Raw genomic sequence first — 25,991 nt, 5'->3', positions numbered from 1 at the left:
CCTCGGTAAAGAAATCGGTGAACCCTCGTGGGGTGAAGTTACCTCGCATTTCGGGGCAATGATCCTGTTTCCGACGTACCCCTGCTGGTGATTGACAAAATTCTTTTGTGCGTCCAGGATCGTTTTTGTGATGAAGGACCTCCTCTACCTGGAGCGCGTCGACCAGGCCGAGACGCTGCTGAAACCGCAGCGCATCGAGGTTTTGCGGCAGCTGGCCGAGCCACGTTCGTGCACCGAGGTGGCCGCCCGGCTCGACCAGAGCCAGCAGCGCGTCTACTACCACGTCAAGCGGCTCGTCGAGCACGGCCTGGCCACCCAGGTCTCGGAGCGGCGGGTGCGTGGCATCAACGAGGGCGTCTACCAGGCCGCCGCGCGGGCCTACTGGCTCTCGCCCCGGCTGGTGGGCCGGATCGGGCAACGCCAGCACCGCGACGAGGCCAGCCTCGGCTATCTCCTCGACCTCATGGAAGAGGTCCAGTCCGACGTCGCCGCCCTGCACATCCAGGCAGCCGCCCGGGTGGCCAAACAGACCGAGCCCGACCTGCCGTCGCTCGGCGTGTCCGGCGCGATCCGGGTGCGACCCGAGCGGCGCCCGGAGTTCATGGCCGACCTGAAAGCCGCGCTGGAGGGGCTCTTCACCAAATACGGCGGCGCCGAAGGGGATGCGTTCAAGCTCGCCGTCGCCTGCTATCCCGACCGCCCGCACGACGGATAAGTCCAGAGTCGACAAGGAGAAGGCCGATGGCCAGCTTGAAGAAAGTCATCCGGATCGCCGCGCCGCCCGGCGCCGTGCACCGCGCGCTCACCGACCCGGCGGCGTTGCGGGTCTGGCTCGCCGAGCACGCCGAGGTGGAGCTGCCCAACCGCTACGAGTTCTGGGGTCGCTTCACCCCCAACGGCGGCGCGGCGCACCAGCGCCTGCGGCACGCCGACGACAGCTCGCTGCGGTTCGACTGGGAGCTCGACGGCCAGCCCACCACCGTCGACATCGGACTGGCCGCCGACTCGGGCGACGGCGGCTCGACCCTGCTGACGCTGACCCACACCGGGATCATCGGCTGGCCCGAGGTGCTGACCGAAACCGGCGACCGCGGCCTGATGCACACCTACTGGACGCTGTCGCTGGCCAACCTGGCCGACTACGCCGAAGGACGCGAGCCCAGCCCGCGGTGCGACTTCACCACCACGACGTTCCGCTGCGAGATCCTGATCGACGCCGATCGGCAGGCGGTCTACGACTCGATGACCGACCCGGAGCAGGCCTCCCGGTGGTTCGGGGTGAAGCTGGAGAACGAGCTCGAACCGGGCGGCCGCTGGGCGATGGGTGGTTTCGAGGCCAACCCCGACCCGGCCCGCATCGTCGACATCCAGCCGGGGCAGTCGCTGTCCATCGACTGGGGCGGCGACATGGTCGAGTCCTGGGAGCTGGCCGACTCCGACGGGCACACCCGGCTGACCTATGTCCACAGTGGCTTCGACGAGACCAACCCGCCCTTCTCCGGCTGGCTGGGTGCGCTCAGCGGCCTGGCCGAGCTGCGCCGCTTCCACGAGGTCAAGAACTGGCGCAGCCGGTGGGTCGAGGTGCGGCTCGACGGCCTCCCGTTCGAGCTCGTGACCAACGACTAGCCGATGGCCTCGCTCGTGCTGAAGATGTCCGTCTCGCTCGACGGCTTTGTCGCACCGCCCGACGGCAGCGCCGACTGGGTCGCCGCCGGGCGCTCCGATGACGGCCGCGACTGGACTGTCGAGACCCTGAGCAACGCCGGCGCGCACCTCGTCGGCGCCACCACCTACGCGGCCTGGGCCGGCTTCTGGCCCAGCGCCGTCGGGCCGTTCGCCAAGCCGATGAACGAGATCCCCAAGGTGGTGTTCTCCCACTCGCTGGCGTCCGCCGACTGGGGCGAGACGACGATCGCCGCCGGCGACCTGACCGATGCCGTCACGCGGCTCAAGAAGGAGGATTCCGGGGGATACCTGCTCGCCCACGGCGGTGTTCGGTTCGCCCGTTCGCTGGTCGAGACTGGCCTGATCGACGAATACCGCCTGGTCGTCCATCCGGTCGTGCTGGGCGCGGGTGAGCGGCTCTTCACCGCGCCGCTCACCATCGAGCCGATCGACACCATCGCGTTCAGCGGTGGGGCCGTCGCACACGTCTTCGCGGCGCGTTCCTGACGGGGTGGCGGGGCTGGACCGCACGGAAAGTGTCCGGCCCCCCACGTAGGCTCGGCCGCATGACTGGCATGGAGACGCACACCCTCGCCCTGCCGGGCGCGGATCTGGTCTACGACGTCCGCGGCCCGCTGCCACCGGCCGATGGCAAGCCCGTTCTGCTGATGATCGGGCAGCCGATGACCGCCGATGGCTTCACGACCCTAGCGGGGCATTTCCCGGACCGGACGGTCGTCACCTACGACCCTCGCGGCCTGGGCCGCAGCGCCCGCAGCGACGGCCGCGACGACCACACGCCGCAGCAGCAGGCCGCCGACCTGCACCTGCTGATCGAGGCCCTCGGCACGGGCCCGGTCGACGTTTCGGCAGCAGCGGCGGCGCGGTCACCGGCCTCGAGTTGGTCGCGGCCTACCCCGATGATGTCGACACGCTGGTGGCGCACGAGCCGCCGATCAACGCCGTGCTGCCCGACGCGGCCGGCGCGGCGCGGGCCCGGGCCGGCTTCTACGAGGCCTACCAGGCGAAGGGCACCGGCGCGGGGATGGCCGCGTTCATCGCGATGACCTCGTGGCAGGGCGAGTTCACCGACGAATACTTCGCGCAGCCGGCGCCCGACCCGGCGATGTTCGGCATGCCGACCGAAGACGACGGCACCCGCGACGACCCGCTGCTGTCGCAGCGTTCGTGGGCGGTCACCGACTACCTCCCTGACGCGGCCCGGTTGCTGGCCGCGCCGACCCGCGTCGTGGTCGCGGTCGGTGAGGAGTCCGCGGGCACCTACACCGCGCGCACCGCGGTCGGGATGGCGGGGCTGCTCGGCCGGGAGGCCGTCGTGTTCCCGAGCCACCACGGCGGGTTCCTCGGTGGCGACTTCGGCTACGCGGGCAAGCCCGCCGAGTTTGCCACGCGCCTGCGGGAGGTGCTCGCCGACTAGGCGGTCAGCTGCTTCAGGGCGGTGTCGCGCATGGTCGCGGCGCTCGCCGCCAACGCGAGGGTCTGCGGGTCCGTGCCGGCCTTCTGCTCGTCCTGGGCCAGCCGGTGGCTCTGCTCGAGATAGCCCTTGAGTTGCTCTCTGAGCGCCTTGTCGAAAGGCGGGCCGGAGAGTTTCGCCGCCTCGGTCACCGCCTCGGTTGGCACCAGGCCGGGCATCAGCATGCCCTCGTGCGGGTTCTCCGGTGGCAGGCCCGCCTCGTCGTGCAGGACCCGCAAGGTGGCCAGTTCGGCTGTCGCGGAGGTCTGGACCTGCGCGCTCAGCGTCTTCAGCGCCGGGTCGGCAACGCGGGTCGGCACCAGGGCCAGCAGCGGCAGGACCTGATCGTTCATCGCGATGTTTATCTCGATCCAGGCCAGGTCGGTGCCGCCGAAGCTGGTGGTGGTGGCGGTGGGAACCACGACCGGGGCAGCGGGCGCCGGCTGGGTGCATCCGGTGACGGCCGGCAGCAGCGCGGTGGCGATGAGAAGCGCCGCGAATCGTTTTCTCGTCATAACAAGAAAATGGGAAACCGAGGGAATGTTCACGGAGCCTTCCCGACTGCCGGTGCGGATTTGTAGGTTCGGTCGCCGTGCGACTCGCGGTGAAGACGATGGCAGCCCTCAGCCTGCTGGCAGTCGTCGTGCTCTGGCTGAGCGGCCGCGACACCGCCCCGGAGGGCGCCGCGGCCTACGGCCGGCTGGCCGCGCTCGTCTGCACCGACCTGCTGCTGCTCCAGGTGCTGCTGATGGCCCGCATCCCGTGGGTCGAAGGCGCCTTCGGGCAGGACACGCTGGCCCGCTGGCATCGGTGGACCGGCGTGACCTCGTTCCTGCTGTTGCTCGCGCACGTGGTCCTCGCCCTCGGTGGCGACCCGGTCGTGCGGTTGTGGCAGTTGCTTTCGGCGTACCAGAGCATGGTCCTGGCCGTCGTTGCCCTGGCCGCGCTGGTGCTGATCGTGGCGACCTCGGTGCGCTGGGTGCGCCGCCGCATCAAATACGAGGCATGGCATCTGTTGCATCTCTACGCCTACCTCGGTATCGGCCTCGCGGTGCCGCACGAACTGTTGCTGGGCAGCGACTTCCAGCACCCGGCCGCGCGGTTCGCGGGCTGGACGGCCTACCTCGCGGTGGCCGGCACGGTGCTGGTCTTCCGCATCGGTGTGCCGGTCTGGCGCACGGTGCGGCACCGGCTGGTGGTCGACCGGGTGACCTACGAGGCGCCCGGGCTGGTCTCGGTCTACCTGCGCGGCCGGCGGCTCGACCGGCTCCCGGCGCGGGCCGGGCAGTTCTTCGTGTGGCGGTTCCTCGACGGTGAGGGTGCGCTGCGCGGCAACCCGTTCTCGCTGTCCGGCCCGCCGCGCAAGGAGGGCCTGCGGATCAGTGTGAAGACGGTCGGCGACGGGAGCGCGCGGGTCGCCGCACTGCGGCCCGGCACCCGGGTGCTGATCGAGGGGCCCTACGGGCGGATGACCGCGGCCACCTACACCGGCGGGCCGATCACCATGCTCGCCTGCGGTGTCGGGGTGACCCCGCTGCTCGCGCTGCTCTGGGACCTGCCCTACGAGCACGGCGCGGCCACCCTCGTCTACCGCACCCGGCATGCGCATGACGTGGCCTTCCTGGGCGAGTTGCGGTGGCTGGCGCGCAATCGGGGCGTGCGCCTGGTGCTGCTGGTCGGCCCGCGCGCCACGGCCGACTCGTGGCTGCCGGCCGAGTACGCCGACTACACCGACGCCGACGCCCTGCGCGAGTTGGCCCCGGACATCGCCGACCACGACGTCTACGTCTGCGGCCCGGACGCGTGGACCGCGGCCGTGCTGCGGTCCGCGCGCGGTGCCGGCGTGGCTCCCGGCCGGCTGCACCGGGAGCGCTTCGCCTGGTGAGTAGGGCCTAGTGCTCGTAGCCGTCGTTGTCGCACTGGCGGCGCTGGAGGACGCAGTTCTTGGTGCGCTTGTTCATCGCGTCGGCGTCCCACATCAGGAACGCGTCGCCGTGCATCGACGAGGCCGTGCGGCCCGTCGGGTCGGACGACAGGTAGTAACCCGCCGAGGTGCCTTTCACGGGGTAGGTGATGTCGAACGTCAGCGACGGGATGCGCACCGGGTGGTCGGCCGGGCAGCCCTTGTCGTTGCCGTAGGCGACGTGCTGCTTGTGGTCGGGGCTGTCCAGGTGCTTGCCGTCCCAGCAGTCCGGATATTGCAGCATGTAGTGCAGCGTGGCGTAGCTGTTGGGATCGCAGATCGGCCAGTTGCCGTTGCTGCTGCGGGCCACGCCGTCGAGGTCGCCGGGGCCGTAGAAGGCGCAGTAGAACTGGCCGTGCGCGCCCCGCGGCGTGGCCACCCGCTTCTTCGCGTCGCCGGCGATCATGCGCAGGCCGGTGGGTATCGGCATCATGCCGGTGGAGTTGTTGCGGATCGACCGGTAGTAGACCCGGAATCCCTTGGGCTCGACCGGCTTCTTGGTGGCGGCGTCGTAGAGCGTCGGCACCCAGTAGGACGAGTGGTCGACCACCGGCTTGCAGGTGGTGGCGGTGAACTTGGTCAGGTCACCGGCCGTGGTGTCGGCGTCGACCGCCTTGTTGCCGAAGAACGAGTGCATGTGTGAGGCGCCCGCCAGCCCGGGGAAGACGATCGGGTCGTCGGCCAGCCGGTGGCTGTAGGTGCAGTCGGCCCGGAACTCGGCGATGTCGGCCACGCCGGCCGGAACCGGGTCGACCTTGCGGGACTGGTAGGCCGCCACCTGCTGTTGCCAGACCGTCTTGTCGACCGGGACCCAGCCACCCTTCGACGTCGGCTGCTGCGGCGGGGCCTTCGGCGGGCTCTTGGCCGAGGGTTTCGCGCCGGTCGGCTTCGGTGCCGAGGGCGACGCGAGCGGGGTGCCGGTGTCGGTGCCGGTCGCGGCTGCCGGCAGGGTCTGGGCCGCGTTCGTCGTCTCCGTGGGACCGGCAGCCAGTGCGCCGGTCAGGTGGATCGCGGTCGCCGCGAGCGCCACCGCCGCGACGGCCACGCTGCCCCAGAGGACGGCGCGACCCCGTTTCGGACGCGGACCGTCGGTGTACGACACGTGTTGCTCCTACCAGGGAATGGAATGAGATGGCACCGAAGCGTAGGCACGTTGTCGCGCGTGGTCCTATGCTCTTAAGAATCTCCTAAAGAGCTGTTGCGCGTACGGTGGCGATAACAGTTTTTCCCTGCGATTTTCGACGCTTTCTCTCCCGCGTTCTGGGTCTTTGGACTCAAGACGGTTGCCCTTCGCATTGCTAGCGTTCGGCGGCGTACTTGATCTTTTGCCCACAATGGAGAGACCCCACATGAGTTCCCGTTCCCCGCGTGCGTCGCGATCGCGGCGCTTCACCATGGCCGGCATCGGTCTCGCCCTAGCCGGTTTCGTCACGTGGTTCGCCGTCGGGCAGCTGCACCTGGCCGGCGCCGAGGAGATCGTCCTGTCGCAGGGCAAGCCGGTGACCGCATCGTCCGTCGAGGGACGCGCCTTCCCCGCCGAGGCCGCGGTGGACGGCGACACCAAGACCCGCTGGTCGAGCGCCTTCGCCGACCCGCAGTGGCTCCAGGTCGACCTCGGTGCCCCGACGGCCATCGAGCGGGTCGAGCTCACCTGGGAGCGGGCGGCGGCCAAGGCGTTCGAGATCCAGGTGTCGGCCGACGCGCAGAACTGGACGTCGGTCTACCAGACCACCACGGGCAAGGGTGGCACTGAGTCGCACACCGTGAACACGACCGGTCGCTATGTGCGGATGTACGGCACCGCCCGGACCGGCGCGTACGGCTATTCGCTGTTCGAGTTCCAGGTTTTCGGTAAGGCGACTGGCTCCGGGGCGCCGCCGGCCACCACTTCGCCGACCACCACGCCGGCCGGCCCAACGGCGAGCGCGTCGCCCAGCACCCGGCCGAGTGCGTCGGCGAGCCCGTCAGCCAGCACGTCGGCGCCGTCCGGCGGCACGAACCCGGCCGGCTACGTCATGGCGCCCAACCCGATGACCAACGTCAAGCCGTCCCACGCGGTTCCGCCCAACAAGGGCGGGTTCCACGAGTTCCAGGCGAACTGCTCGGTGAGCCGGACCAACGTCGGCGACGACCCGATCGTCTTCCCGAAGCTGCCGGGCGCGTCGCACCTGCACACCTTCATGGGCAACACCACCACCAACGCGAACAGCACCGTCGAGTCCCTTTCCAAGGGCCAGACCACATGCAAGGCCAAGGGCGACCTGTCGGCCTACTGGATGCCGACCCTCTTCAACGGCGACACCGCGGTCAACCCGGAAGGTCTCCAGACGATCTACTACAAGACCGGCGTCACGGACTACCGCAGCGTGCGGGCGTTCCCCAAGGGCCTGCGGTTCGTCGTCGGCAACGCGAAGAACACCGACGCCGACAAGTTCCTCGCCGCCACGGAGGAAGGCTTCGAGTGCGGCGACAGCTACAAGAACAAGAACATTCCGCAGACGTGCTCCAGTGAGCGCAGCGTCAAGCTGAACATCCGCTACCAGGCGCCGAGCTGCTGGGACGGCATCCACCTGGACTCGCCCGACCACCAGAGCCACATGGCCTACCCGATCGACACCCACACCGCCTCGGGGCTGGTCTGCCCCGACGACCACCCGGTCGCGGTGCCGAAGCTGGAGTTCAAGATGGCCTGGCCGGTCAACGGCAACATGTCGAAGGTGCACTTCGCCAGTGGCGCCGGACCGACCTTCCACTACGACTTCTTCAACGGCTGGGACGACCGCACCCTCGCCGCGATGGTCAACGGTTGCATCGTGGCGGCCAGGCAGTGCGACGCACAGGGCCACGACGGCCGGGACGACCAACAGCCCGCGCCGTACGTGCTGAACAAGGATTACCTTCTGCCATAAGTCTTTGCCGGGGTACGAGGGGTGGGGCGGCATCGCGGGCCGCTCCGCCCCTCGTCGTATTGTGAACGCCGGGATTGACCAGCCCGAACGAGGAGTGCCCGTGGCGAACGGCATTGCGCCGGACACCCTTCCGGGTCGCCACCGCCCCAGCCGCCGCCAGTGGCTGGGGCTTGCCGTGGTGACGGCCGGGGTGGCGGCCGCGGCCGTGGGTGTGCCGCCCCTGATCACTCCGCACCACGACCCACCGCCCGCAGCTGCCCCGGTTGTGCCTCCGGCTGCTTCCACGCCCGTTGTCAGCCCGTCGATCGCCCGATTTGTGCCGATCACGGTCGAGGCGGAAGACCCGCGCAACACGCTTTCCGGCGGCGCGGCGGCGACCGAGTGTGCGACCTGCCGCGGCGGCGCGCGCGTTCGCTACCTCTGCATCGACTGCCGGGTAACCGTCCGCACGACGGTTCCGGTCGCCGGGCGACGCACCGTGACCATCGTGTACGAGAGCGACGGCTATCGAACCCTGAAGGTGAGCGTCAACGGCGCACCGGCCCGCACGTGGCAGGTGAAGGGCGCCGACTGGACCACGCCGCATTCCTTCCGCTTCACCGCCGACCTGCCGGCTGGCCCCCTGCGGCTGACCCTCTTCAACGACGAGTCCCCGGCTCCCGACGTCGACCAGGTCGTCGTCTCGTGATGGCGGTCGGCCGCGAGGTCGCCGCGGCGGCGCTGGCCCGGGCGGTGCTGATCGGCCGCGCGGTGGCCACCACGATCGCGGCCGCGGCCGGCCTCCTGCTGGTGCACAACCGGCTCCCGGTGATCGCGGTGATCGCCCTGGTCGTGGTGGCAACGGCCGCGCAACTCGCCGCCCTCGGCCGCTGGCCAGGCCTGGTCACCCACCCGATCATCGCGATCGCCGTCGACTCGGCGCTGGTTCTCGCCGTCCTGGCCGTCAGCCACGGCAGCGTCGCCTACTTCTGCTACGCCGCGGGCGCCGGGGCGGTGGCCGGGGTCCTGCTCGGCCTGCGCGCCCTGCCGGTGTGGGTCATCCACGCCGCGCTGGGCTTCACGGTCATCGCCGCATTGCTGCGCCGCACCGAGCCGCCGGTCGACATCGTGGCTTTCGTGGTCGCGTTCCCGGTGGCCGGCGCCCTCGCCGGCGTCGGCGCGTCGATGGCCACCACAGTGCTGACACACCAACTCGAGCTCTCGACCCACCTGGTCGCCTCGGCCCAACGCTCCGCCGTCGCATCCGAACGGGCCCGGCTGGCCCGGGAACTGCACGACTCGGTCACCAAGACGCTGCGCGGCGTCTCCCTGGCCGCGCTCGCCCTGCCGTCGTTGCTCCGCCGCCAGCCGGCGCTGGCCGAACACCTGGCCGGCACGGTCGTCGCCGGAGCGACCGCGGCCACCCAGCAAGCCCGGGAGCTACTCGAAGGAATGCGGTTCGACGTCGGCGACCTCGCCGCGAGCATCGACGAGCTGTGCCAGGCCTGGAGCGCGTCCACCGGCATCCCGGTCCGGGTAGCGGCGGCCGCCGTCGACCCGCCCGACGCGGTTTCCTATGAGCTGACCCGGATTCTGCGCGAGGCGCTGACCAACGTCGCCCGGCACGGCCGGGCCCGGCGGGTCGCCGTGCAGCTCCGTCGACAGCCGCACGGCCTCCTGCTCGAGATCTCCGACGACGGCGTCGGTTTCGCCGTGCCGGCCGACCTCTCCGGTCTCCAGTCGGCCGGCCACTTCGGCATCGTGGGCATGACCGAGCGAGCCAGGACCGCCGGTGGCGTCCTGCGGATGGCTTCGGCACCCGGCGCCGGAACCAGGATCACGGTCGAGGTCCCGCTCGACCCGCAGACTCGCGTCCGCGGTCACCACCGACGCTCGGTCGGAGCAGGCTGATGCCAACCATCGACGTGCTGATAGTCGACGACAACCCGATCATGCGGGACGCCCTGCGCGGGATCCTGGCGGCAGACGAGAGCCTGCGGGTGGTGGCCGAGGCGGCGAATGGCCGGGAGGCGCTGGCCTTGGCAAGGCAGCTGCGCCCGGCCATCACGCTGCTGGACCACCGCATGCCGATCGCCGACGGCTTGTCGGTGGTCAACGAGCTGGGCCAACACTCAGCGGTCCTGGTGCTGACCAGCTCCGAGGAGCCCCACATCATCGCCGACATGCTGCAACGGGGTGCGCGGGGATATCTCGTACACGGTGAATTCGAACCTGGCGATCTGGTCCGGGCGGTGCACGAGGTCGTCGGCGGTCGGGGCTGGCTCTCTCCTCGGGCGGCCTCGGTGGCCGTGTCACTGGCCCGCGCGCAACCGACGCGCCGGGAACGTGTAGAGCCGGCGTATGGCAGCCTCACGGAGCGCGAGCTGGAGGTGCTCAATCTGCTGTGCCAGGGGCTGTCGAACGCCTCGATCGCGGAGCAGCTCTGGCTGACCGAGAAGACGGTCAAGAACCACCTGAACCACATCTTCGCGAAGCTGGGGGTTCGCAGTCGCACCGAGGCGGTCGTCCGCTGGACAACCGAGCGACACACCCCATGACGTGTACGCCCTCGCGAGTGCGGGTGGCGAATGATTCCGTTATGGACTCCGCGCAGAAGGTCGTTGTCGTCACCGGGGCGTCGGGAGGGATCGGGGCGGCGGTGGTTGCCGGCTACCGCGGGCTCGGCTTTGCCGTTGTCGCGACCGGGCTGGCCATTCTGCCGTCGGTGGATCCCGAAGTGCTCGCCGTGTCCGACGACGTGTCCGAGTTCGGCGCCGGAGCGCGGATCGTCGATGCGGCCATGGACCGTTTCGGCCGCGTCGACACCTTGGTCAACTGCGCCGGGCTCTTCGTCTCCAAGCCGTTCACCGACTACACCGATGCCGACTACGAGAAGGTCGTCGGGGTCAATCTGCGGGGTTTCTTCGACCTGTCCCGCAGCGCGATCAAGGCGATGCTTTCCCGCGACGGCGGCGGGCATGTGGTGAATGTTTCCACCAGCCTGGTCGACAACGCCGACACCCGGGTGGCCGCGGGGCTCACCTCGCTGACCAAAGGTGGCCTGAACGCCGTCACCAAGTCACTGGCGATCGAATACGCCACCCGCGGCATCCGGGTCAACACCGTTGCCCTCGGGGTCATCCGCAGCCCGATGCACCCCGACGACCCCGACGGCACCCAGGCGGCGCTCCACCCGGTCAATCGGATGGGCGAGATCGATGATGTCGTACGAGCCATCCTCTACCTCGAGCAGTCGCCGTTCGTCACCGGCGAGATCTCCCACGTCGACGGCGGCCAGAGCGCCGGGCACTAGCGGCGGCGGAACAGGCCGCGCTTGGGTGGCTGCGGCCGCACGAGTTCCGCGATCAGCGAACGGATCACGTCGAACGTGAGCACGTCCGGATTGCGGTCGGCCGACGCGATCAGCCCGAGACAGCGCACAACGAAGCTTTGGTCGCCGTGGGGCTCGGCGATGAAGACGGGACCGCCCGTGAATCCGGCCGGCAGTGGACCCTGCCAACGCACTACGCGGTCGGGGTCGCGTGCGATGTTCGACGTGGCGATGGCCAACGGCCGCTGCTCGCCATCGGCCGGTTCACGCGTGACGTGACCGAGGGCGTACGCCCGGCGCGGCTCCCCATCGACGGCGCGTACTTGCTCAGCCGTGTCAGCGACACCCTCGGTAATCTGCTCGGCCGCCCACGACCAGGCCTTCTTCGCCGCATGTTCGTGCAGGAAGGACGTTCGCATCACCGCCACGCCGGCGCGCCGCGACCACATCTGCTCGAAGTCGGTCACGGCCAGGTAATCCGACGCGGCGCCGGTGGGTTCGATGAGATCGGGCCGCAGCCCGACCTCGCCGACTTCGGTACGCGTCAAACGGTCGGCGGTCACCCACCATTCGCGTACGAAGTCACTCTCCGGCGTGGAGTCCACGAGCTCGTTGTAGAAGAACGCCGTCCCCGCGCGCTTGCCCTGCCCCAGCGGCAGCGTGTACGCGCCCCAGTTTTCCAGGATCGCGTCAGCAAGTGGATCATCCGTCGGCACGGCTGACATCATGCCGTGGCAACCCGGCGGGCGTAGCGTCGGTCATGGAACTGTTCTCAGGGGGAGGGACAGCGCTGTGTCGAAGATGTCCGGCCTCTTGGCCAAAGTCGGAGTCGCCGTGGCGGGTGGTGCGCTTGTGGTCACCGGCCTGACGGCGGCGACCACCGCTACCCGAAGCGAGCCGCGGGCCGCACCGCCGGCGACCGTCGTAGTGCAGGTCACCGACGGCCATCTGGCCGACCAGACGGGCCGTTCGCTCTATCTGTTCCTGGCCGACACGTCCGGCACCTCGACGTGCAACGACGTCTGCGCCGCGCAATGGCCGCCCCTGACCACCCAGGGCGCGGTGACGGCCGGCAGCGGTCTCGACGCGGCCAAGCTCAAGACGTCGGATCGGCAGGACGGCACCAAGCAGGCGACGTACAACAATCATCCGTTGTATTTCTTCAGCGGCGACACGGGCCCGATCCAGACCAACGGCCAGGGCGTCAACGCCTTCGGGGCGCGCTGGTGGCTGGTCAACCCCAACGGCGACGCCATCACCACAGGCGGCTGACCCGCACATACCGGAGCTGTCCGGGTCAAGTTTCGGCCAGGTTCCAACCTGTCCGGGATTGGCGGTCGTCTGTCGAGATGAGGACGTTTCCGGGAGCGGGGAGTCAGTGTGGACGACGTTGAGGGCTTCCGTGAGTTCGTCCACACGCGGCTCCGCCGGCTGTCCCATGTGGCCTACCTCCTGACCGGCGATCATCACGCGGCGGAGGACCTGGTGCAGGTCACGTTGATCAAGGTTGCGGCCAAGTGGCCGCGGGTATCTGCCGCCCGCGACCCGGATGCCTACGTCCGGAAAATTCTCTATCACGCCAACATCTCGGCATGGCGGCGCTGGCGCCGCGTCCGCGAAGAACCGACAGCCGATCTACCGGACAAGCCCGGGGAACGGGACGAGACCAATCACGCCGTACGGCGGCTGATGCTCGAAGCGGCGTTGGCGAAGCTCACTCCACGGCAGCGCGCGGTGCTCGTGCTTCGTTATTTCGAGGACCTTTCCGAGGCGGATACCTCCGTCATCCTGGGCTGTTCAGTGGGAACCGTGAAAAGCCAGACACACCACGCCCTGAGCCGGCTGCGCATACTCGCCCCTGATCTCGCTGATCTTGTCGATGGCTCGGAGGTCCTGGTATGACCGCGTTGAAGGGCCTCCTGGGCGAGATCGCCGAGCAGGCAAATCTTTATGACTCCACCGAGCGGGCGATTGTCGTGGCGCAGCGCCGCCGGCGGTTGACCAGAATCGCTCCTGTCGCTGCCGCGTTGGCTCTCGTTGTCGGTGTGGGCGGTGTCTGGCTGCCGCTGCGACCAGACTCGGATACCGCGGTGCTGGGCCCGGCGCCCACCGCGGATTGGCTGCCTCGGACCTTGGAGCTGCCGCGGGCTGACCCGCCCCCGCTGCCCACCGACCGAGGCGTCGCACCAGCGTCGCTGTCCTACATCCCGGCCAACCCGCCGGACAGCACCGGAGAAATCCTGGTCACCGAAGACGGCAAGCAATACACGGTGATCCCGAGGGCGGACAAGCGAACCCACATCGGCGGCATCTCTCCCGATGGCCGCTGGCTGGTGACCGTACGCAACGGCTACGAGGTCCAGCTCCGGGACCTGACCGGCACGGATGAGCGGGTAGTCGCCAGAATCGAGGGTGTCGGCGAGGTGAAATGGTCATCGGACGGACGGTGGCTGGCCATCCACGTCGCCAGGACGTCAGTCGGGCCCGACGCCACCGAACCGGGAAACGAGCAGGTGATAAACCGGGCCCTGCTGATCGACATGAGCTCCGGAGACCGGCGAGAGCTGTCGATAAGTAACTCGCCGGACACCGTCATCACCGCGGTGCTCCCGTCTGGTGACCTGGTCGTGCGCGACATCACGGAAGGCTCCATCGTGGAGGCGAGAGTGCTCGACCAGGCAGGGCACCAACGGCGCCGAATCGCAGTGGATGTCAGAGCGAAGCTCACGGCCGCGGAACGGCAACCGCAGACGGCCGACCACGTCAACGTGGAACAGACCCTCCTTCCGGACGGTCACACCCTGCTGGTCCGCACCTACCGGGAGCGCGCCGCGACCAACGGACAACCCTTCATGATTCCGGTCCCTGACGACGTGCTCGCCATCGACCTGGACAGTGCAGTGGTGACCCGCCGTTATGCGATGCCCGATCCCGATCCGGTCCAGCCAAACATCGACGGCTTGTCCGACACGGCCTGCGATTGCCGGGCAGCTGCGGGACCGCTACCCGGGGGAATGCTCTTCTTCCACAATGGCCGCCAAGGCACAGGCGGACCCACCGCGCTAGAACTGCTCGATTTGTCGACCGGACAGTTACGCGTGGTGACGACCATCGCCGGCCCCGTCTTCCTGATCGGCGCCATTCGGGTCAGCAACTAGCCGCCCCGGTAGGCGGTTGAACTGACCGCGATCAGCGACGTCAGCTCCGACGGTGACGTTGGGGCTGCCGTCGCGCATACCGCGGACCGCGCCCACCACCGTGGGGTCTCCGGGGGTCGCCCCCGGAATAGGAATGACAAATCCCCACCCAGACCCTGGCCGCGCAGCGGACAGGATCTGGGCAGGGATTTGTGGGGTCGGCGGGACTCGAACCCGCACTGCAACGGACCTAAACCGTTTGCCTCCTGCCAATTGGGCTACGACCCCCGGGCGCTCGCGCCTTGGACATTCTGGCGTACGAGCGTACGGCTTGCTAGTCGAGCCCTAGGTCGCGCCGCAGCTTGGCGACGTGGCCCGTGGCCTTCACGTTGTACATCGCGCGTTCGATGTTGCCCTTTTCGTCGATCACGAAGGTCGAGCGGATCACGCCGGTGGTGGTGCGGCCGTAGGACTGCTTCTCGCCCCAGGCGCCGTACGCCGTCAGCACCTTCTTGTCCTCGTCGGACACCAGCGGGAAGGTGAGGGCGTCGTGTTCGCGGAATTTGGCCAGTTTGGCCGGCTTGTCCGGGGAGATGCCGACCACCTGGTAGCCGGCCGCCTGCAGCGACGCGAGCGAGTCGCGGAAGTCGCAGGCCTGCTTCGTGCAACCCGGGGTCATCGCCGCCGGGTAGGCGTAGAGGACGACCTTCTGACCGCGCAGGTCGGCCAGGGTGAGCGTGTCGCCGGTGTCGGTGGGCAGGGAGAAGTTCGGTGCCTCGTCGCCGGGGCCCAGGCGTTCGGTCATGCGCCCGACTCTACCGCCGGGGTTCCGGTCGGCTGGTCCTCCACGGGGCGGCGGGCGCTCGGCAGTGGCGGACGGCCGGCCGTCGCCCGCATCCGCAGCGCGGCCGCGCCGGTCACGCCCGCGCCGCCGGCGATCGCGACGGCTACCAGGACCCGGCCCAGCGTCGGTGACCACTCGAACGGGACGATTCCGGTGCCGAACGCGGCCGCGTTGCTCACCCCGGCGAAGATCGCCACGCAGATGCCGGCCAGGGCCAGCGCGAAGTCGGCGGCCGGGCGGCGGAACAGCGCGTGCAGCGCCGCGGCGATCGCCGCCAGGCCGGTGAGCACCGGCCAGATCTGGCCCGCGAACAGGCCGCGGACCAGCGCGCCGAAGCCGTCGTTGCCGGCGTCGACCTCGCGGCCCACCGCATAGACCACGGCGGCCACGCCGGCCACCGCCGCCACCCCGGCCAGCACCGGCAGCACCCACCGAGCAGGCGTCGACGGCGGCGGAGGCTCCCAACCCGCCGCCGCCGAGGCCGGCAAGGACGAAGCCGCAGGCAAAGACGAAGACGAAGCCGCCGGCGAAGACGAAGCCGCCGGCGAAGACGAAGCCGCCGCCGAGGATGGCGAGGGCGCCGAAGACGAAGACGACGCCGAGGATGGCGAGGGCGCCGAAGAGGCGAGGCCGTGCACCGACAGCGACCGCACCAGGCCGCCCAGCCGACCGACCAGCCCGAGGAACGCGACACCCAACCCCGCGACCACGATCCAGGCCCACCAGACCCCGGCGGCCGGCGGCGGGACCCAGTCGAGCGTTCCGCGCACCTCCATCGTCGAAACGCCGCCGGCCCGCAACGGCACGACCCAGTCCCGGATCCGCTGTGGCTTCGATCGGTCGGCCGCCACTGACGGCGGCGGCGTCGACAGCATCCAGTGCGACCGGTGGTCGTGCCACCGCACGACCGGCACCGTCGACGCCTGCCGCCACGACGGTGGCAGGGTCGGGTCGGCGGCCGGCGGCAGAGTCGCGGAACCGCTCAGGGTCGCGTTGAGGTAGACAGCGGGGGAGTGCACGTTCTCGTAGACCCCGTCCGGGCGCACCTCAAGGTAGGGCTCGTTGGAGTAGCCGAGCACCTCGACGGTCGTACCCGTGTGATTGGTCAATTCCAACCGCGCACCCGCCTCGACCGCGCGGACCCGCAGGCCCGCGGCGGCCGGGCTCACCGAGGTGACCGTTGTGCGGTAGTCGGTGCCGTCCGGCGCGTCAGCACCGTGCGCCCACGCCGGCGTGGCCAGCGCCAGCACCGCGACCGCGGCGCCGGCACCGGCCAGCAGCAGCCTCACCTAGGCCGCGTTCACGGCCGCGACGATCGCGTCCGGCGTCGGGTTCGAGATCACCTGGTTGTTGACCGCCACGGTTGGCGTGCCGGTGACGCCGGCCTTGCTGGCCGCGTCGGTCACCGAGGACACCCATGGCTTGAACTTGCCCGAGTTGACGCACGGTCCGAAGCTGTTCTCGTTGAGGCCCACGCTGGTGCCGATCGAGATCAACTGGCTGTTGGACAGGCCCGCGCTGCCTTCGGCGGGCTGTTGTGCGTACAACGCGTCATGGAATTCCTTGAATTTTCCACCGTCGGCTGCGCACCCGCCGGCCGCGGCCGCCCGGGTCGAGTATTGCGTGGTCGAGGCCGGGTCGAGGAAGGCCACGGTGTTGTAGGTGACCTTGATCTTGCCGTCGTTGACCAGCTCGTTGATCGCCGAACCGCTGGTGTTCTCGAAGTCCTTGCAGTGCGGGCAGATGAAGTCTTCGTAGAGCTGCACCTGGACCGGACCGTTGCCGACCGTCGGGCCGGTGGTCGTGGTCGCCGTGGCCGGTGCGACCAGTGCGCCGGCGTCGGAGCGCTGGCTCTGCCAGACCCCCCAGCCGATCAGGCCGGCGATCACCAGGACGGCGACGGCGGCGATCGAGGTCCACATCGTGCGCTTGCGGCGGCGCTCCGCGGCGAGTTGCTTGCGGACCGTCTTGGCGGCGCTCTTGTTCTCGTGACGCTTGCTCATGTCGTGCTCTCCAGCCACCTGTCGACGGACACCCTGGTGCGCGGCCAGACCACCAGGAATGCGGCGAGGACGAGGAAACCTATGTCGCGCGCGATCTCGGGCGCGTAACTCGGACTCTGACCCGCGGCTAACTGGCCCCCGGAACCGAAGCAGCCGCAGTCGATGGACAGTCCGCGCGCCCACGCGGACGAGATGCCGGCGATGAAGACCAGGAGCAGCGCCCCCGACACGGCGGCGACGACTCGGGTCGCCAGGCCGACCAGCAGCAGCACCCCGAGCGTGAGCTCGACGAACGGCAGGGCGGCACCGATGACCTGGGCAACTTCGAAGGGCATCACCTGGTACGCGTTGACCGCGCGCCCCGAACCGGACAAGTCACCGACTTTCGCCGCGCCGGCGAACAGCCAGACGGCCGCGAGGCCGAGCCGCACCAGGGTGCCGAGCCATGGGCGTAGGCCCGGCCAGGACACGCTGTTGGTCAACGTCGTCACGCTCATTAGTCGCCCCGTATCGCGCGAAGGTTCCAAAACTCAGCCTTTTCCCAGGTTCGGTGCGGGCTCAGCCGGTGCCCGCCGCGTCGAGCACCGCCACCAACTCTGCCCGGGCGCGCGCGACCCGCGAGCGGATCGTGCCGACCGGGACACCCTCCACCAGCGCGGCCTCGGTGTAGGAGAGGCCGATGAGCTGGGTGAGAACAAAGGCGCTGCGCCGGTCGGGGGGAAGCCGGCGGAGCAGTTCGGTGCTGTCGAAACGATGGGCGGGGTCGGGCTCGGCGGTCGACATCAGCGTGCGATCGGCCTCGGGGTGGGCCTCCAGGCGGGAGCGCAGCCGGCGGCGGCGTACGACCGAACGCAGGTGATCGGCACAGGCGCGCCGGGTGATGCCGAGGAGCCAGGTGCGCACGCTGGAGCGGCCCTCGAAGGACGGCAACGCCCGGAACGCGCGGAGATAGGTCTCCTGCGCGACATCGTCGGCGGCGTCCGGATCGACCAGCGCCGCGGCGAGCCGCCAGACCTCGGTCTGGGTCGCCCGGACGAACGCCGCCTGCGCCACCGGGTCTCCACCGCGTGCCAGAAGGGCCCAGCGGGTAGCCGCGTCGACCTCGACGGGAGCGCTCGCGGCGGGCGCACGCTGGGCAGGGATCACGGCAACCCAGGGTACGCGCATCGCCCGGTTTCCCGACCGCGCCGCTGCGGCCGTGTCGAGCACCACCCCAACCTGGGAGATTGCCGGGAACCAATCGCCGCACGGGGACGACTACCTGACCATGATGTGCGAGCACGTCCGGGTCGCGCTGTCGGCGCGACTCGATGGGGAGGATCCGCCGACCCCCGCGGCGGAGATCGACGCGCATACCGCCACCTGTGCCGACTGCCGGGCCTGGCTGGCCCAGGCGCAGCGCCTCGACCTGGTGGTCCGGGCCACACCGGCTTCCCCGGCGCCCGACCTGACCGTGCGGGTGCTCACCGCGGTGGGCGCCGATCAGCGCCGGCGCGAGGGCGAGCCGGACGGTCGCCGCCAGGTGCTGCGGATCGCCGTCGGCGTGCTCGCGATCGCACAACTCATCTCCGCCGTGCCCGTGCTGCTCGGCCCTGAGGGCGCGCTCGGCGCCCACGCGACCCGCGAGATGGCCTGCTTCGACATCGCGCTGGCGGTCGGCTTCGCGCTTGCCGCGCTGCGGCCGGAGCGGGCCCGGGCGCTCGTACCCGTCGCGTTCGTGCTCGCTCTCTGCCTCGCCGTCACCAGCGCCATCGACGTGCTCAACGCGCAGACGGCCGTGCTCCACGAGATCGGTCACCTCGCGGCCGTCGCGCAGGCGGCCGCACTGTGGGCGCTCGGCCGCGGCCAGCAGCGCACCGCCCCGTTGGCACCGGCGACCGCGGCAGGTCGCGGGTGAGCCGGATCGCCTCGCGCCTCCTCGTCGTGGCGGCGCTGATCGCCGGCTGGGCGGCCGTCTTCCTCGCGCCGGCGGCCCCGGCCAGCGCGCACGCAGTGCTGGAGGGCACCAGCCCCGCCGCCAACTCGATCGTGCCGACCCCGCCGCCGCAGGTCGTGCTGACCTTCAGCGAGGGCGTCCGGCAGGTGCCCGACAAGATCCACGTGATCGCGCCGGACGGCTCCCGCGCCGACACGGGCCAGCCGACCTTCGACGGCCCCAACGTCACCGTCCCGCTCAAGTCCGGCGGCGCCAACGGCACCTACCTGGTCAACTTCCGGGTGATCTCGGCCGACAGCCACCCGATCGCCGGTGCCTTCACCTACTCGGTGGGCGCGCCGTCAGCGGCACCGACCGACTCCAACACCCCCGTGGTCGCGGAGAGCACGTTCCTCAAGATCGGTTACCCGGTCGTCAAATATCTCGGGTACGCCGGCCTGGTCCTGTTGATCGGCCCGGCCCTGGTGCTCGCGTTGCTCTGGCCGCACCGGCTGGCCCGCCGCGACCCGAGCCGGCTCGCCTGGTCGGGCCTCGGCCTGATCACCCTCTCCACGCTGGGTGAGCTGTTCCTCCAGGCGCCCTACTCGACCGGCGGCGGCTATTTCGAGGGGGCCGCGCTGCGCGACGTGCTCGGCAGCACGTTCGGCACGGCGCACCTGGTGCGGATCGGCGTCCTGGCGGCGTCGGCCTTCCTGCTCCGGCCTTTGCTGGCCGGCCGCAGCGGGGTCGCCGACCGGGCGCTGCTGGTGATCCTCGGCGTCGTCGGGCTGGCCACCTGGCCGCTGTCGGGGCACCCGGGCGCCTCCGAGGTGCCGTCGGTCTCCGTCGTCGTCGACATCGCGCACCTGGCCGCCATGGCGGTCTGGCTCGGTGGCCTGCTCATGCTGGGCGCCTTCCTTCTGCGCCAGGCCAGCCCGCGCGAACTCGGCGCGATCCTGCCGGTCTGGTCGAGCTGGGCGACCCTCGCGGTGACGGTGCTCTTCCTCGCCGGCGTCGTGCAGGCGCTGATCGAGGTGGCGACATTCAAGGCCTTGTTCACCACGTCGTACGGGCAGCTGATCATCGCCAAGGTCGTGCTGTTCGGCGCCGTCATCGGGGTCGCGGCGTTCTCCCGCAACCTGGTGCGCAAGCGGACCGCGCCGGACAACCCCCGCCCGATCCGCCGGCTGGTGCTGTCGGAGTTGGGCGTGACCGCGGTCGTGCTCGCGCTCTCGGCGACGCTGGTGCAGACCACGCCGGCGCGCACGGCCGAGGCCAACCAGGTGGCCGCGGAGCAGCCGGGCTACTTCTCGCAGATGATCACCACCAGCAACCTGCTCAACCTCCAGGTCGAGGTGGACCCGGCCAAGGTCGGCAACAACGACATCCACTTGTACGCGTACACCAAGGACAACCAGCCCCAGGTCGTCGTCGAGTGGAAGGGCACCGCGTCGCTGCCGTCGGCCGGCATCGAGAACCTCGACATCCCGCTGCTCGGGCTCGCGCCGACACACTCCACCGGCGCGATCCAACTGCCCCGGGCCGGCCAGTGGCAGCTCAAGTTCGTCGCACGAACATCCGATATCGACCAGGCCACGGTGACCGCCACCGTGCCCGTTTCTTAGGAAGGCTTCCCCCAATGATCCGTAACCGGCTGGCCAAGGCCGCCGCTCTCAGCGGCGCCGCGGTCGTGGTCGCTCTCGGCATCGCCGGGCCCGCGTTCGCGCACGTCACCGTCAACCCGAACTCGGCCACCCAGGGCGGGTACGGGCGGGTGGCGTTCCGGGTGCCCACCGAGAGTGACACCGCGTCGACCACCAAGCTCGAGGTCAACCTGCCCGAGGACGCGCCGGTCGCGTCGGTGTCGACGATGCCGGTTCCGGGTTGGACGGTGGCGGTGGAGAACCGGAAGCTGGCCACGCCGCTCAACGTGCACGGCAGCCAGGTCACCGACGTGGTCGCGAAGATCACCTGGACCGCGACGGCCGGCGCCGAGATCAAGCCCGGCCAGTTCCAGGAGTTCCCGGTCTCGATGGGCCCGCTGCCCGACAAGGACCAGATGATCTTCAAGACGCTTCAGACCTATTCGGACGGCGAGATCGTCCGGTGGATCGACGAGCCGGTCGAGGGTGGCGAGGAGCCGGAGAACCCGGCGCCGGTGCTGAAGCTGGCGAAGGCGGCCGACGCCGCGGCCGCGCCGACGGCCGGCCCGACGGTGGCTGCTGTCGCCGCCTCGGATTCCTCCTCGTCTTCCGGTGCGTCGGTCGGCCTCGGCATCGCTGGCCTGGTCGCCGGTGTGCTCGGGCTGGTGCTGGGCGGGCTGGCGTTCATGCGTACCCGCAAAACGTCCTAGCTGTTTCTTTTTCTCCCCGGTCCCGCCGGTCGAGGGCATCGCGTCCTCGACCGGCGGGATTTTCTTTGTCCGCGTGGCACACCATCTGCGTCGTGTGTTCGGATCGTCACGTTGGGTACAGTTTGTCCGGTAACGCGATCAAGGGGGAGACGCTGATGCGGGTCGTACGCACGGTCGCCGGTCTGGTATTGCTGACCATCGGACTGCCGGTGCTGCTGATCGGTGGTGCACTGTGGACACTCATGCAACACCGCGACGCCGGTGGCGCGTTCAGCGGCTCGCTGGAACCGGTTTCCACATCCGGTCGGGCGATCGTGGTGCCCGACGTCGACACCCTGCTGCGCGAAGACGCGCCGTTCGTCCGCGCCGGTGACACCGCCCTGCGGTTGACGGTGCGCGAGGGCAGCGGCCCGGTGTTCCTCGGCCTGGCGCCCGCGGCCGCGGTGCGCGACTACCTGGCCGGGGCGGACTACTCCCGCGTCGACGCGGTCACCGTCGGCCGCGGCGACCTGCCGCTGCGGATCACCCCGATCGGCGCGGCCGGCCTGACCGGCCCGCTCGCGGCCCCCGGCACCCAGTCGTTCTGGACCCGGCAGGGCAGCGGCACGATCGAATGGACGGCCAACGAGATCGACGGGCGCGACATGAGCCTCGTCGTGATGCGGGTCGACGCGACCCCCGGCCTGACCGTGTCATTGGCCGCTTCGGCCCGCTCCGGTTGGCTCCCGCCGACCGCATGGAGCCTGCTGGCGCTGGGCGCGCTGCTGCTCGGATCGGCGATCGCGTCCCTGGTCTGGCCGGTCCGCACCCGCGAGTTGGTCTTCGTGGTCGACCCGAGCCAGGTGCCGGAAGTCTCGGCCCGGCTCGGCGCGGCCACCGACAGCGGCCCGGCCGGCCCACCACCGGTCTGGCCGGCCCTGCCCGCGGGCGAGGTGGCCGAGCCGGTCCCGGTGCTCCCGGGCTCCGACCGCCCGGCAGACGGCTCCTGGCCGGACTGGCCGTCGGACAGCGCACCGGGTCGCCCGGCGACGCTGGCCGATGCGCTGGCCGGCGCCGGCAAGTCGGTGCCCCCTCCGTCCGGCCCCGCGTGGCCGCCAGCGCAGCCCGGCCCGTCGGCCGCCTGGCCGCCGGTTCCGGATGGGGCTAGCGCGTGGTCGCGGGCCGAGGCGGCGCGGCTGGCCGGGATGCCAGCGGTGAGCGCGGCCGCGGCTCAGCTTTCCGTGGAGACCGTGCCCACGTCCGGCGCACCTAGCGGCTCGGCGACCGCGTTGCCACGGCCTGTCGATGGGACGCCGCCGGCGGACCCGGACGTCCGGACGCCTTCCCAGCGGAGCGCCGGGTCCGAGGGCGAAGCCGGCGTGCCGGCAGCGAAGGTGGCGCACCTGCGGTCGGTCCCGAGCGACGAGGCGGGGCTGCCGGCGGCGAAGCGGGGTGCGCGCACGGCGGCGAAGAAGCGTCCGGTCGTGTTCGTCGACACCGCCACGGAGCCGACGGGTGAGAGCCCGGACCGGCCGATCGTGCCGCCGCGGTCTCGGTCCGCCCGGGGCACGAAGACGGCCAGCAAGCGGACACCGCAGCCCCGCGAGGCCACGTCGGCGACCGAGCCGGCCGAGGATACGGCCGCGAAGACGGCTGGCGCCGAGTCGACGGTGTCGGAAGAATCCGCCAGCGATTCCACCGCGGTGGAATCGCCCGCGAGCGCTGCGCCGACGACAGACGCGGCGAGGTCGGGGAGCGAAGCGACCGAGCCGGGGCTCGACGCGAGCGTTGTGCCGACGACGGGCGAGGACGCGTCGACCAAGGCGGCGCTGGGCGCGATCGCCGTGCCGACGACAGACGCGGCGAGGTCGGGGAGCGAAGCGACCGATCCGGCGCTCGACGCGAGCGTTGTGCCGACGACGGGCGAGGACGCGTCGACCAAGGCGGCGCTGGGCGCGATCGCCGTGCCGACGACGGGCGAGGACGCGTCGACCAAGGCGGCGCCGGGCGCGATCGCCGTGCCGACGACGGATGCGGTTGGGTCGCAGGGCCAGTCGATCAAGGCCGCGCCCGCGGCGAGCGCCGCGCTGACCAAGGACGCGAAGGGGTCCGCGGACCGGGCGACCCAACTGGCGTTGGATGGGCCGGGCGCGAGCGAGCTGTGGACGCCGGTCCCGAGCGGGTCGGACCGCAACGCGGCCGCGGCAGCGGATGCGCTGGCGGCGGGCGTGGCGAGGCCGGCGGGTAAGGCGGCCGCGGGCGTTCCCACCCCGGGGTCGGCGCTGACGGCGGAGTCGAGCGGGTCCGTAGGCAAGAAGGTCGAGCCGGCGCTGGACGGGCTGATCGCGAACGCCGCGCCGACGACCACCGCGAAGGGGTCCCGCCGCGCCGTGGCGACCAAGCCAACCAAGAGTGCCGCGGTGGCGGCGGAGCCGACCACGAACGGTACCGAGGTCATCGAGTCGACCGGGTCGGACAGCGACGACCTGACCGCCGCGCACGGCCCGGCCTCAGCCGGCGCCCCGGTCGGGACCGGCGCTGTCGTGACCACCACCGGCGCGGAGGCCGGGGACGCTGCAAAGCCCCGCCGCACCACCCGGGCGAAGAAGGCCACCGACCCGGACGCAGCGCCAGCGAAGGCGACCCGCGCTCCGCGACGCAAGACCACCGCCAGCGCCGAGACGCCGGCACCGACGGTCGACGATCCGGCCACGAGCGCCGACGCACGCGGGCAGAGCTCCACCACGCCGGGCACCAGCACCGCCAAATCGGGCCCGAACTCCGCCGGGCCGGCGACGAGCCCGGAGGTGGCCGGCGGCCCGACCGAGACGGGCACCCCGTTCGGGGGCAGCGCGGCACCGGCGAAGCCGCGTCGGCGCAAGACCGCCGCCGGTCTGCCGGCGCCGGAGGCGACCGATGCCGGCCCGGCACACACCGCCGTCGCCGCGCTGGTAGCCAAGCGCCCGACCACCCGCCGCCCGGCCACCAAGGCGACCACCAAGCGCCCGCCCGCCGACAGCAACAACCGGGCCACACCGACCGACCAGGCGAGCTGACCCGGCGGGAAGAACAGAACGGCCCTTCGCGCTGCCGACGCGAAGGGCCGTTCTCACCGGGGGAACGGTGCAACCGGAGAAGTAGATCCGTTAATGCCAGTTTAACCCTTCCGATGGCGACTGGCTAGGTCTGTCCGTTTCTGAGCGTATCTAGGCCATGATCGGGCCTTCTCGCCGGTAGGAGCGCTACCAATACGAGCGCGGCCAGGACGTAGAGGTTCCGCAGCAGGAAGTCGCCGACCGTGCGGGTGGGGTCGGGTGCCACGCCCCAGTCGATGAACGTGTTCACGCCGTAGATGGCGACCGCCAGCGTCCCACCGGCCAGGGCCAGGTCGCGCCGCCGCCCCGAGTCGACCAGGACGACCACCGCCGGCAGGAACCAGAACACGTGGTGCGGCCAGGTGATCGGGCTGACCAGCGCGCCAACCAGGCCGGTCAACGTCACCCCGGACAGGTCGTCGCCGGCCCGGAAGGCCCGCGCCGCCCGCCACATGCCTACCGCGGTCACCGCCACGACCAGCAGCAGCCACCAGGCCTTCGACGGCTCCGACGGCGCGACCAGGCGGGCCAACAGGCCCTGCAAAGACTGGTTGCCCGTGTAGTCCGTGCGACCGACCCGCTCCGTCGAGAACAGCGAGTCGGTCCAGAACTGCCACGAGTCGTGCGGCGCGACCGCGGCCGCCAGCAGGGTTGCCACGGCGGCCGCAAGCGCCGACACGGCGGCCTCCCGCCAGCGGCGGGTGACCAGGAAATACAGGATGAAGATGCCGGGAAAGAGCTTGATCGCCGTGGCCAGGCCCACGCCGGCGCCGGCCCAGAACCACTTGCGGGGCGAGGCGAAACAGAAGTCGGCCAGGATCAGCAGGACCAGAACCATGTTGATCTGGCCGAAGAAGTAGGTCTCGCGGGTCGGCTCGACCGCCAGCACGACCGGGAACAGCAGGCCGGCGAGCAGCCAGCGGGGCACGCCGCGGCGGTCGGCGACCGGTGCGGTCAGCCACCACGAGGCCACGGCGACGGCCGCGACCGTGAATACGCAGAAGAACCCGATCGTGACGCCGATGGGCACCGCGGCGAACGGGCGCAGCAACAGGGCGGCGAACGGCGGATAGGTGAAATACAGCTCACCCTGGACCCGGTCGGGCTGGGCGTAGTCGTAGAGCGGGTGGCCGTCGGCCCACCAGCGCAGCGCGCTGACGTAGATGCGCAGGTCGAAGAAGTCCCGGCGGGCCGCGTACAGCCAAATGAACGCCACCGCCGCAGCGGTGAGCGCGCTCACCAGCGCGATCCGCCGCGCGGTGCTGGGTTTGATCTTCAGAGGTGGGGCCGCTGCCTGCACGCCCGGCAGCCTAGTGGAGGCCGCGGACCGGGACCTGCGCGTAG

Annotated in this window: 26 protein-coding genes and 1 tRNA gene; 17 read left to right on the top strand and 10 right to left on the bottom strand. The window is 70.7% G+C overall.

The genetic code is table 11. The features are described from left to right. The first annotated feature begins 130 nt into the window (after window positions 1–130). The 4 genes from DFJ67_RS03515 to DFJ67_RS43640 all read left to right on the top strand — a co-directional run bounded on the left by DFJ67_RS03515 (window position 131) and on the right by DFJ67_RS43640 (window position 3,103). Window positions 131–715, top strand: a complete 585-nt coding sequence (locus DFJ67_RS03515) for a winged helix-turn-helix domain-containing protein (RefSeq protein WP_116066536.1) — start codon at window positions 131–133, stop codon at window positions 713–715. Window positions 716–741: 26 nt separating this feature from the next. Next, on the top strand, window positions 742–1,626 hold the full coding sequence (locus tag DFJ67_RS03510; RefSeq protein ID WP_116066535.1) for an SRPBCC family protein: 885 nt from the start codon (window positions 742–744) through the stop codon (window positions 1,624–1,626). Window positions 1,627–1,629: 3 nt separating this feature from the next. Then, window positions 1,630–2,172, top strand: coding sequence for a dihydrofolate reductase family protein (locus DFJ67_RS03505; protein WP_116066534.1), 543 nt, complete (start codon window positions 1,630–1,632; stop codon window positions 2,170–2,172). A 394-nt stretch (window positions 2,173–2,566) separates the two neighbouring features. Then, a complete protein-coding gene (locus tag DFJ67_RS43640) occupies window positions 2,567–3,103 on the top strand; it encodes a hypothetical protein (RefSeq protein WP_239096944.1) in 537 nt (178 codons plus the stop codon). Here the strand turns inward: DFJ67_RS43640 and DFJ67_RS03495 are convergent. Then, window positions 3,100–3,654 (bottom strand): DUF305 domain-containing protein, encoded by a 555-nt coding sequence (locus DFJ67_RS03495; RefSeq protein ID WP_116066533.1) that lies wholly within the window; start codon window positions 3,652–3,654, stop codon window positions 3,100–3,102. The two genes, DFJ67_RS43640 and DFJ67_RS03495, sit on opposite strands and share 4 nt — an antisense overlap. Window positions 3,655–3,731: 77 nt before the next feature. Between DFJ67_RS03495 and DFJ67_RS03490 the strand changes: the two genes are divergently transcribed. After that, window positions 3,732–5,024 carry a ferredoxin reductase family protein gene (locus tag DFJ67_RS03490; RefSeq protein WP_239096945.1) on the top strand — a complete coding sequence of 431 codons (1,293 nt, stop codon included), beginning with the start codon at window positions 3,732–3,734 and terminating at the stop codon, window positions 5,022–5,024. 7 nt (window positions 5,025–5,031) lie between these two features. Here the strand turns inward: DFJ67_RS03490 and DFJ67_RS03485 are convergent, their stop codons facing one another. Further along, a complete protein-coding gene (locus DFJ67_RS03485) occupies window positions 5,032–6,204 on the bottom strand; it encodes a DUF1996 domain-containing protein (RefSeq protein WP_116066531.1) in 1,173 nt (390 codons plus the stop codon). Between the two features lie 247 nt (window positions 6,205–6,451). Between DFJ67_RS03485 and DFJ67_RS03480 the strand changes: the two genes are divergently transcribed. The 5 genes from DFJ67_RS03480 to DFJ67_RS03460 all read left to right on the top strand — a co-directional run bounded on the left by DFJ67_RS03480 (window position 6,452) and on the right by DFJ67_RS03460 (window position 11,303). Then, a complete protein-coding gene (locus DFJ67_RS03480; protein WP_239096946.1) occupies window positions 6,452–8,011 on the top strand; it encodes a DUF1996 domain-containing protein in 1,560 nt (519 codons plus the stop codon). A 61-nt stretch (window positions 8,012–8,072) separates the two neighbouring features. Beyond that, window positions 8,073–8,699: a carbohydrate-binding protein gene (locus DFJ67_RS42200; protein ID WP_147315408.1), complete on the top strand. Its 627-nt coding sequence runs from the start codon at window positions 8,073–8,075 to the stop codon at window positions 8,697–8,699. Next, window positions 8,699–9,901: a sensor histidine kinase gene (locus tag DFJ67_RS03470; RefSeq protein ID WP_116066528.1), complete on the top strand. Its 1,203-nt coding sequence runs from the start codon at window positions 8,699–8,701 to the stop codon at window positions 9,899–9,901. The genes DFJ67_RS42200 and DFJ67_RS03470 overlap by 1 nt, the downstream gene beginning before the upstream one ends. After that, on the top strand, window positions 9,901–10,548 hold the full coding sequence (locus DFJ67_RS03465; RefSeq protein WP_116066527.1) for a LuxR C-terminal-related transcriptional regulator: 648 nt from the start codon (window positions 9,901–9,903) through the stop codon (window positions 10,546–10,548). The genes DFJ67_RS03470 and DFJ67_RS03465 overlap by 1 nt, the downstream gene beginning before the upstream one ends. 41 nt (window positions 10,549–10,589) lie before the next feature. After that, window positions 10,590–11,303 (top strand): SDR family NAD(P)-dependent oxidoreductase, encoded by a 714-nt coding sequence (locus DFJ67_RS03460; protein ID WP_116066526.1) that lies wholly within the window; start codon window positions 10,590–10,592, stop codon window positions 11,301–11,303. On the opposite strand, the gene DFJ67_RS03455 is transcribed toward DFJ67_RS03460, so the two are convergent. Beyond that, window positions 11,300–12,037 (bottom strand): hypothetical protein, encoded by a 738-nt coding sequence (locus tag DFJ67_RS03455; protein ID WP_147315407.1) that lies wholly within the window; start codon window positions 12,035–12,037, stop codon window positions 11,300–11,302. The two genes, DFJ67_RS03460 and DFJ67_RS03455, sit on opposite strands and share 4 nt — an antisense overlap. A gap of 97 nt (window positions 12,038–12,134) precedes the next feature. Here DFJ67_RS03455 and DFJ67_RS03450 point away from each other — a divergent pair, with 97 nt between their 5' ends. From DFJ67_RS03450 to DFJ67_RS03440, 3 genes are all read left to right on the top strand, one after another. Then, window positions 12,135–12,593: a COG4315 family predicted lipoprotein gene (locus DFJ67_RS03450; protein WP_203783028.1), complete on the top strand. Its 459-nt coding sequence runs from the start codon at window positions 12,135–12,137 to the stop codon at window positions 12,591–12,593. A gap of 108 nt (window positions 12,594–12,701) precedes the next feature. Next, on the top strand, window positions 12,702–13,223 hold the full coding sequence (locus DFJ67_RS03445) for a SigE family RNA polymerase sigma factor (RefSeq protein WP_116066524.1): 522 nt from the start codon (window positions 12,702–12,704) through the stop codon (window positions 13,221–13,223). Next, window positions 13,220–14,479, top strand: coding sequence for a hypothetical protein (locus DFJ67_RS03440; RefSeq protein ID WP_116066523.1), 1,260 nt, complete (start codon window positions 13,220–13,222; stop codon window positions 14,477–14,479). Before DFJ67_RS03445 ends, DFJ67_RS03440 begins: the two co-directional genes overlap by 4 nt. Before the next feature lie 192 nt (window positions 14,480–14,671). On the opposite strand, the gene DFJ67_RS03435 is transcribed toward DFJ67_RS03440, so the two are convergent. The 6 genes from DFJ67_RS03435 to DFJ67_RS03410 all read right to left on the bottom strand — a co-directional run bounded on the left by DFJ67_RS03435 (window position 14,672) and on the right by DFJ67_RS03410 (window position 18,451). Beyond that, window positions 14,672–14,746: transfer RNA gene (locus tag DFJ67_RS03435), tRNA-Leu, on the bottom strand. Window positions 14,747–14,792: 46 nt separating this feature from the next. Beyond that, complete coding sequence (gene bcp / locus DFJ67_RS03430; protein ID WP_116066522.1) at window positions 14,793–15,263, bottom strand: thioredoxin-dependent thiol peroxidase; 471 nt, start codon at window positions 15,261–15,263, stop codon at window positions 14,793–14,795. Beyond that, window positions 15,260–16,591, bottom strand: coding sequence for a hypothetical protein (locus DFJ67_RS03425; RefSeq protein ID WP_116066521.1), 1,332 nt, complete (start codon window positions 16,589–16,591; stop codon window positions 15,260–15,262). Before DFJ67_RS03425 ends, bcp begins: the two co-directional genes overlap by 4 nt. Further along, window positions 16,592–17,305, bottom strand: coding sequence for a DsbA family protein (locus DFJ67_RS03420; RefSeq protein WP_116066520.1), 714 nt, complete (start codon window positions 17,303–17,305; stop codon window positions 16,592–16,594). Continuing rightward, a complete protein-coding gene (locus DFJ67_RS03415) occupies window positions 17,302–17,802 on the bottom strand; it encodes a MauE/DoxX family redox-associated membrane protein (RefSeq protein WP_116066519.1) in 501 nt (166 codons plus the stop codon). The genes DFJ67_RS03420 and DFJ67_RS03415 overlap by 4 nt, the downstream gene beginning before the upstream one ends. A 61-nt stretch (window positions 17,803–17,863) precedes the next feature. Next, complete coding sequence (locus DFJ67_RS03410; RefSeq protein ID WP_239096947.1) at window positions 17,864–18,451, bottom strand: sigma-70 family RNA polymerase sigma factor; 588 nt, start codon at window positions 18,449–18,451, stop codon at window positions 17,864–17,866. 52 nt (window positions 18,452–18,503) lie between these two features. On the opposite strand from DFJ67_RS03410, the gene DFJ67_RS03405 reads away from it, so the two are divergent. The 4 genes from DFJ67_RS03405 to DFJ67_RS03390 all read left to right on the top strand — a co-directional run bounded on the left by DFJ67_RS03405 (window position 18,504) and on the right by DFJ67_RS03390 (window position 24,608). Further along, window positions 18,504–19,202, top strand: a complete 699-nt coding sequence (locus DFJ67_RS03405; RefSeq protein ID WP_147315406.1) for a zf-HC2 domain-containing protein — start codon at window positions 18,504–18,506, stop codon at window positions 19,200–19,202. After that, window positions 19,199–20,845: a copper resistance CopC/CopD family protein gene (locus DFJ67_RS03400; RefSeq protein WP_203783029.1), complete on the top strand. Its 1,647-nt coding sequence runs from the start codon at window positions 19,199–19,201 to the stop codon at window positions 20,843–20,845. Before DFJ67_RS03405 ends, DFJ67_RS03400 begins: the two co-directional genes overlap by 4 nt. 14 nt (window positions 20,846–20,859) lie before the next feature. Beyond that, window positions 20,860–21,573: a YcnI family copper-binding membrane protein gene (locus DFJ67_RS03395; protein WP_116066516.1), complete on the top strand. Its 714-nt coding sequence runs from the start codon at window positions 20,860–20,862 to the stop codon at window positions 21,571–21,573. A gap of 155 nt (window positions 21,574–21,728) precedes the next feature. Beyond that, window positions 21,729–24,608, top strand: a complete 2,880-nt coding sequence (locus DFJ67_RS03390; RefSeq protein WP_116066515.1) for a hypothetical protein — start codon at window positions 21,729–21,731, stop codon at window positions 24,606–24,608. A gap of 124 nt (window positions 24,609–24,732) precedes the next feature. Here DFJ67_RS03390 and DFJ67_RS03385 read toward each other — a convergent pair whose 3' ends face one another. After that, entirely contained in the window at window positions 24,733–25,947 is a 1,215-nt protein-coding gene (locus DFJ67_RS03385; protein WP_409362882.1) for a glycosyltransferase 87 family protein, read from the bottom strand. Window positions 25,948–25,991 lie beyond the last annotated feature (44 nt).

Origin of the sequence: Asanoa ferruginea, from assembly GCF_003387075.1 — a bacterium.
Taxonomy (GTDB): domain Bacteria; phylum Actinomycetota; class Actinomycetes; order Mycobacteriales; family Micromonosporaceae; genus Asanoa; species Asanoa ferruginea.
This window is presented reverse-complemented; position numbering and strand designations above follow the sequence as displayed.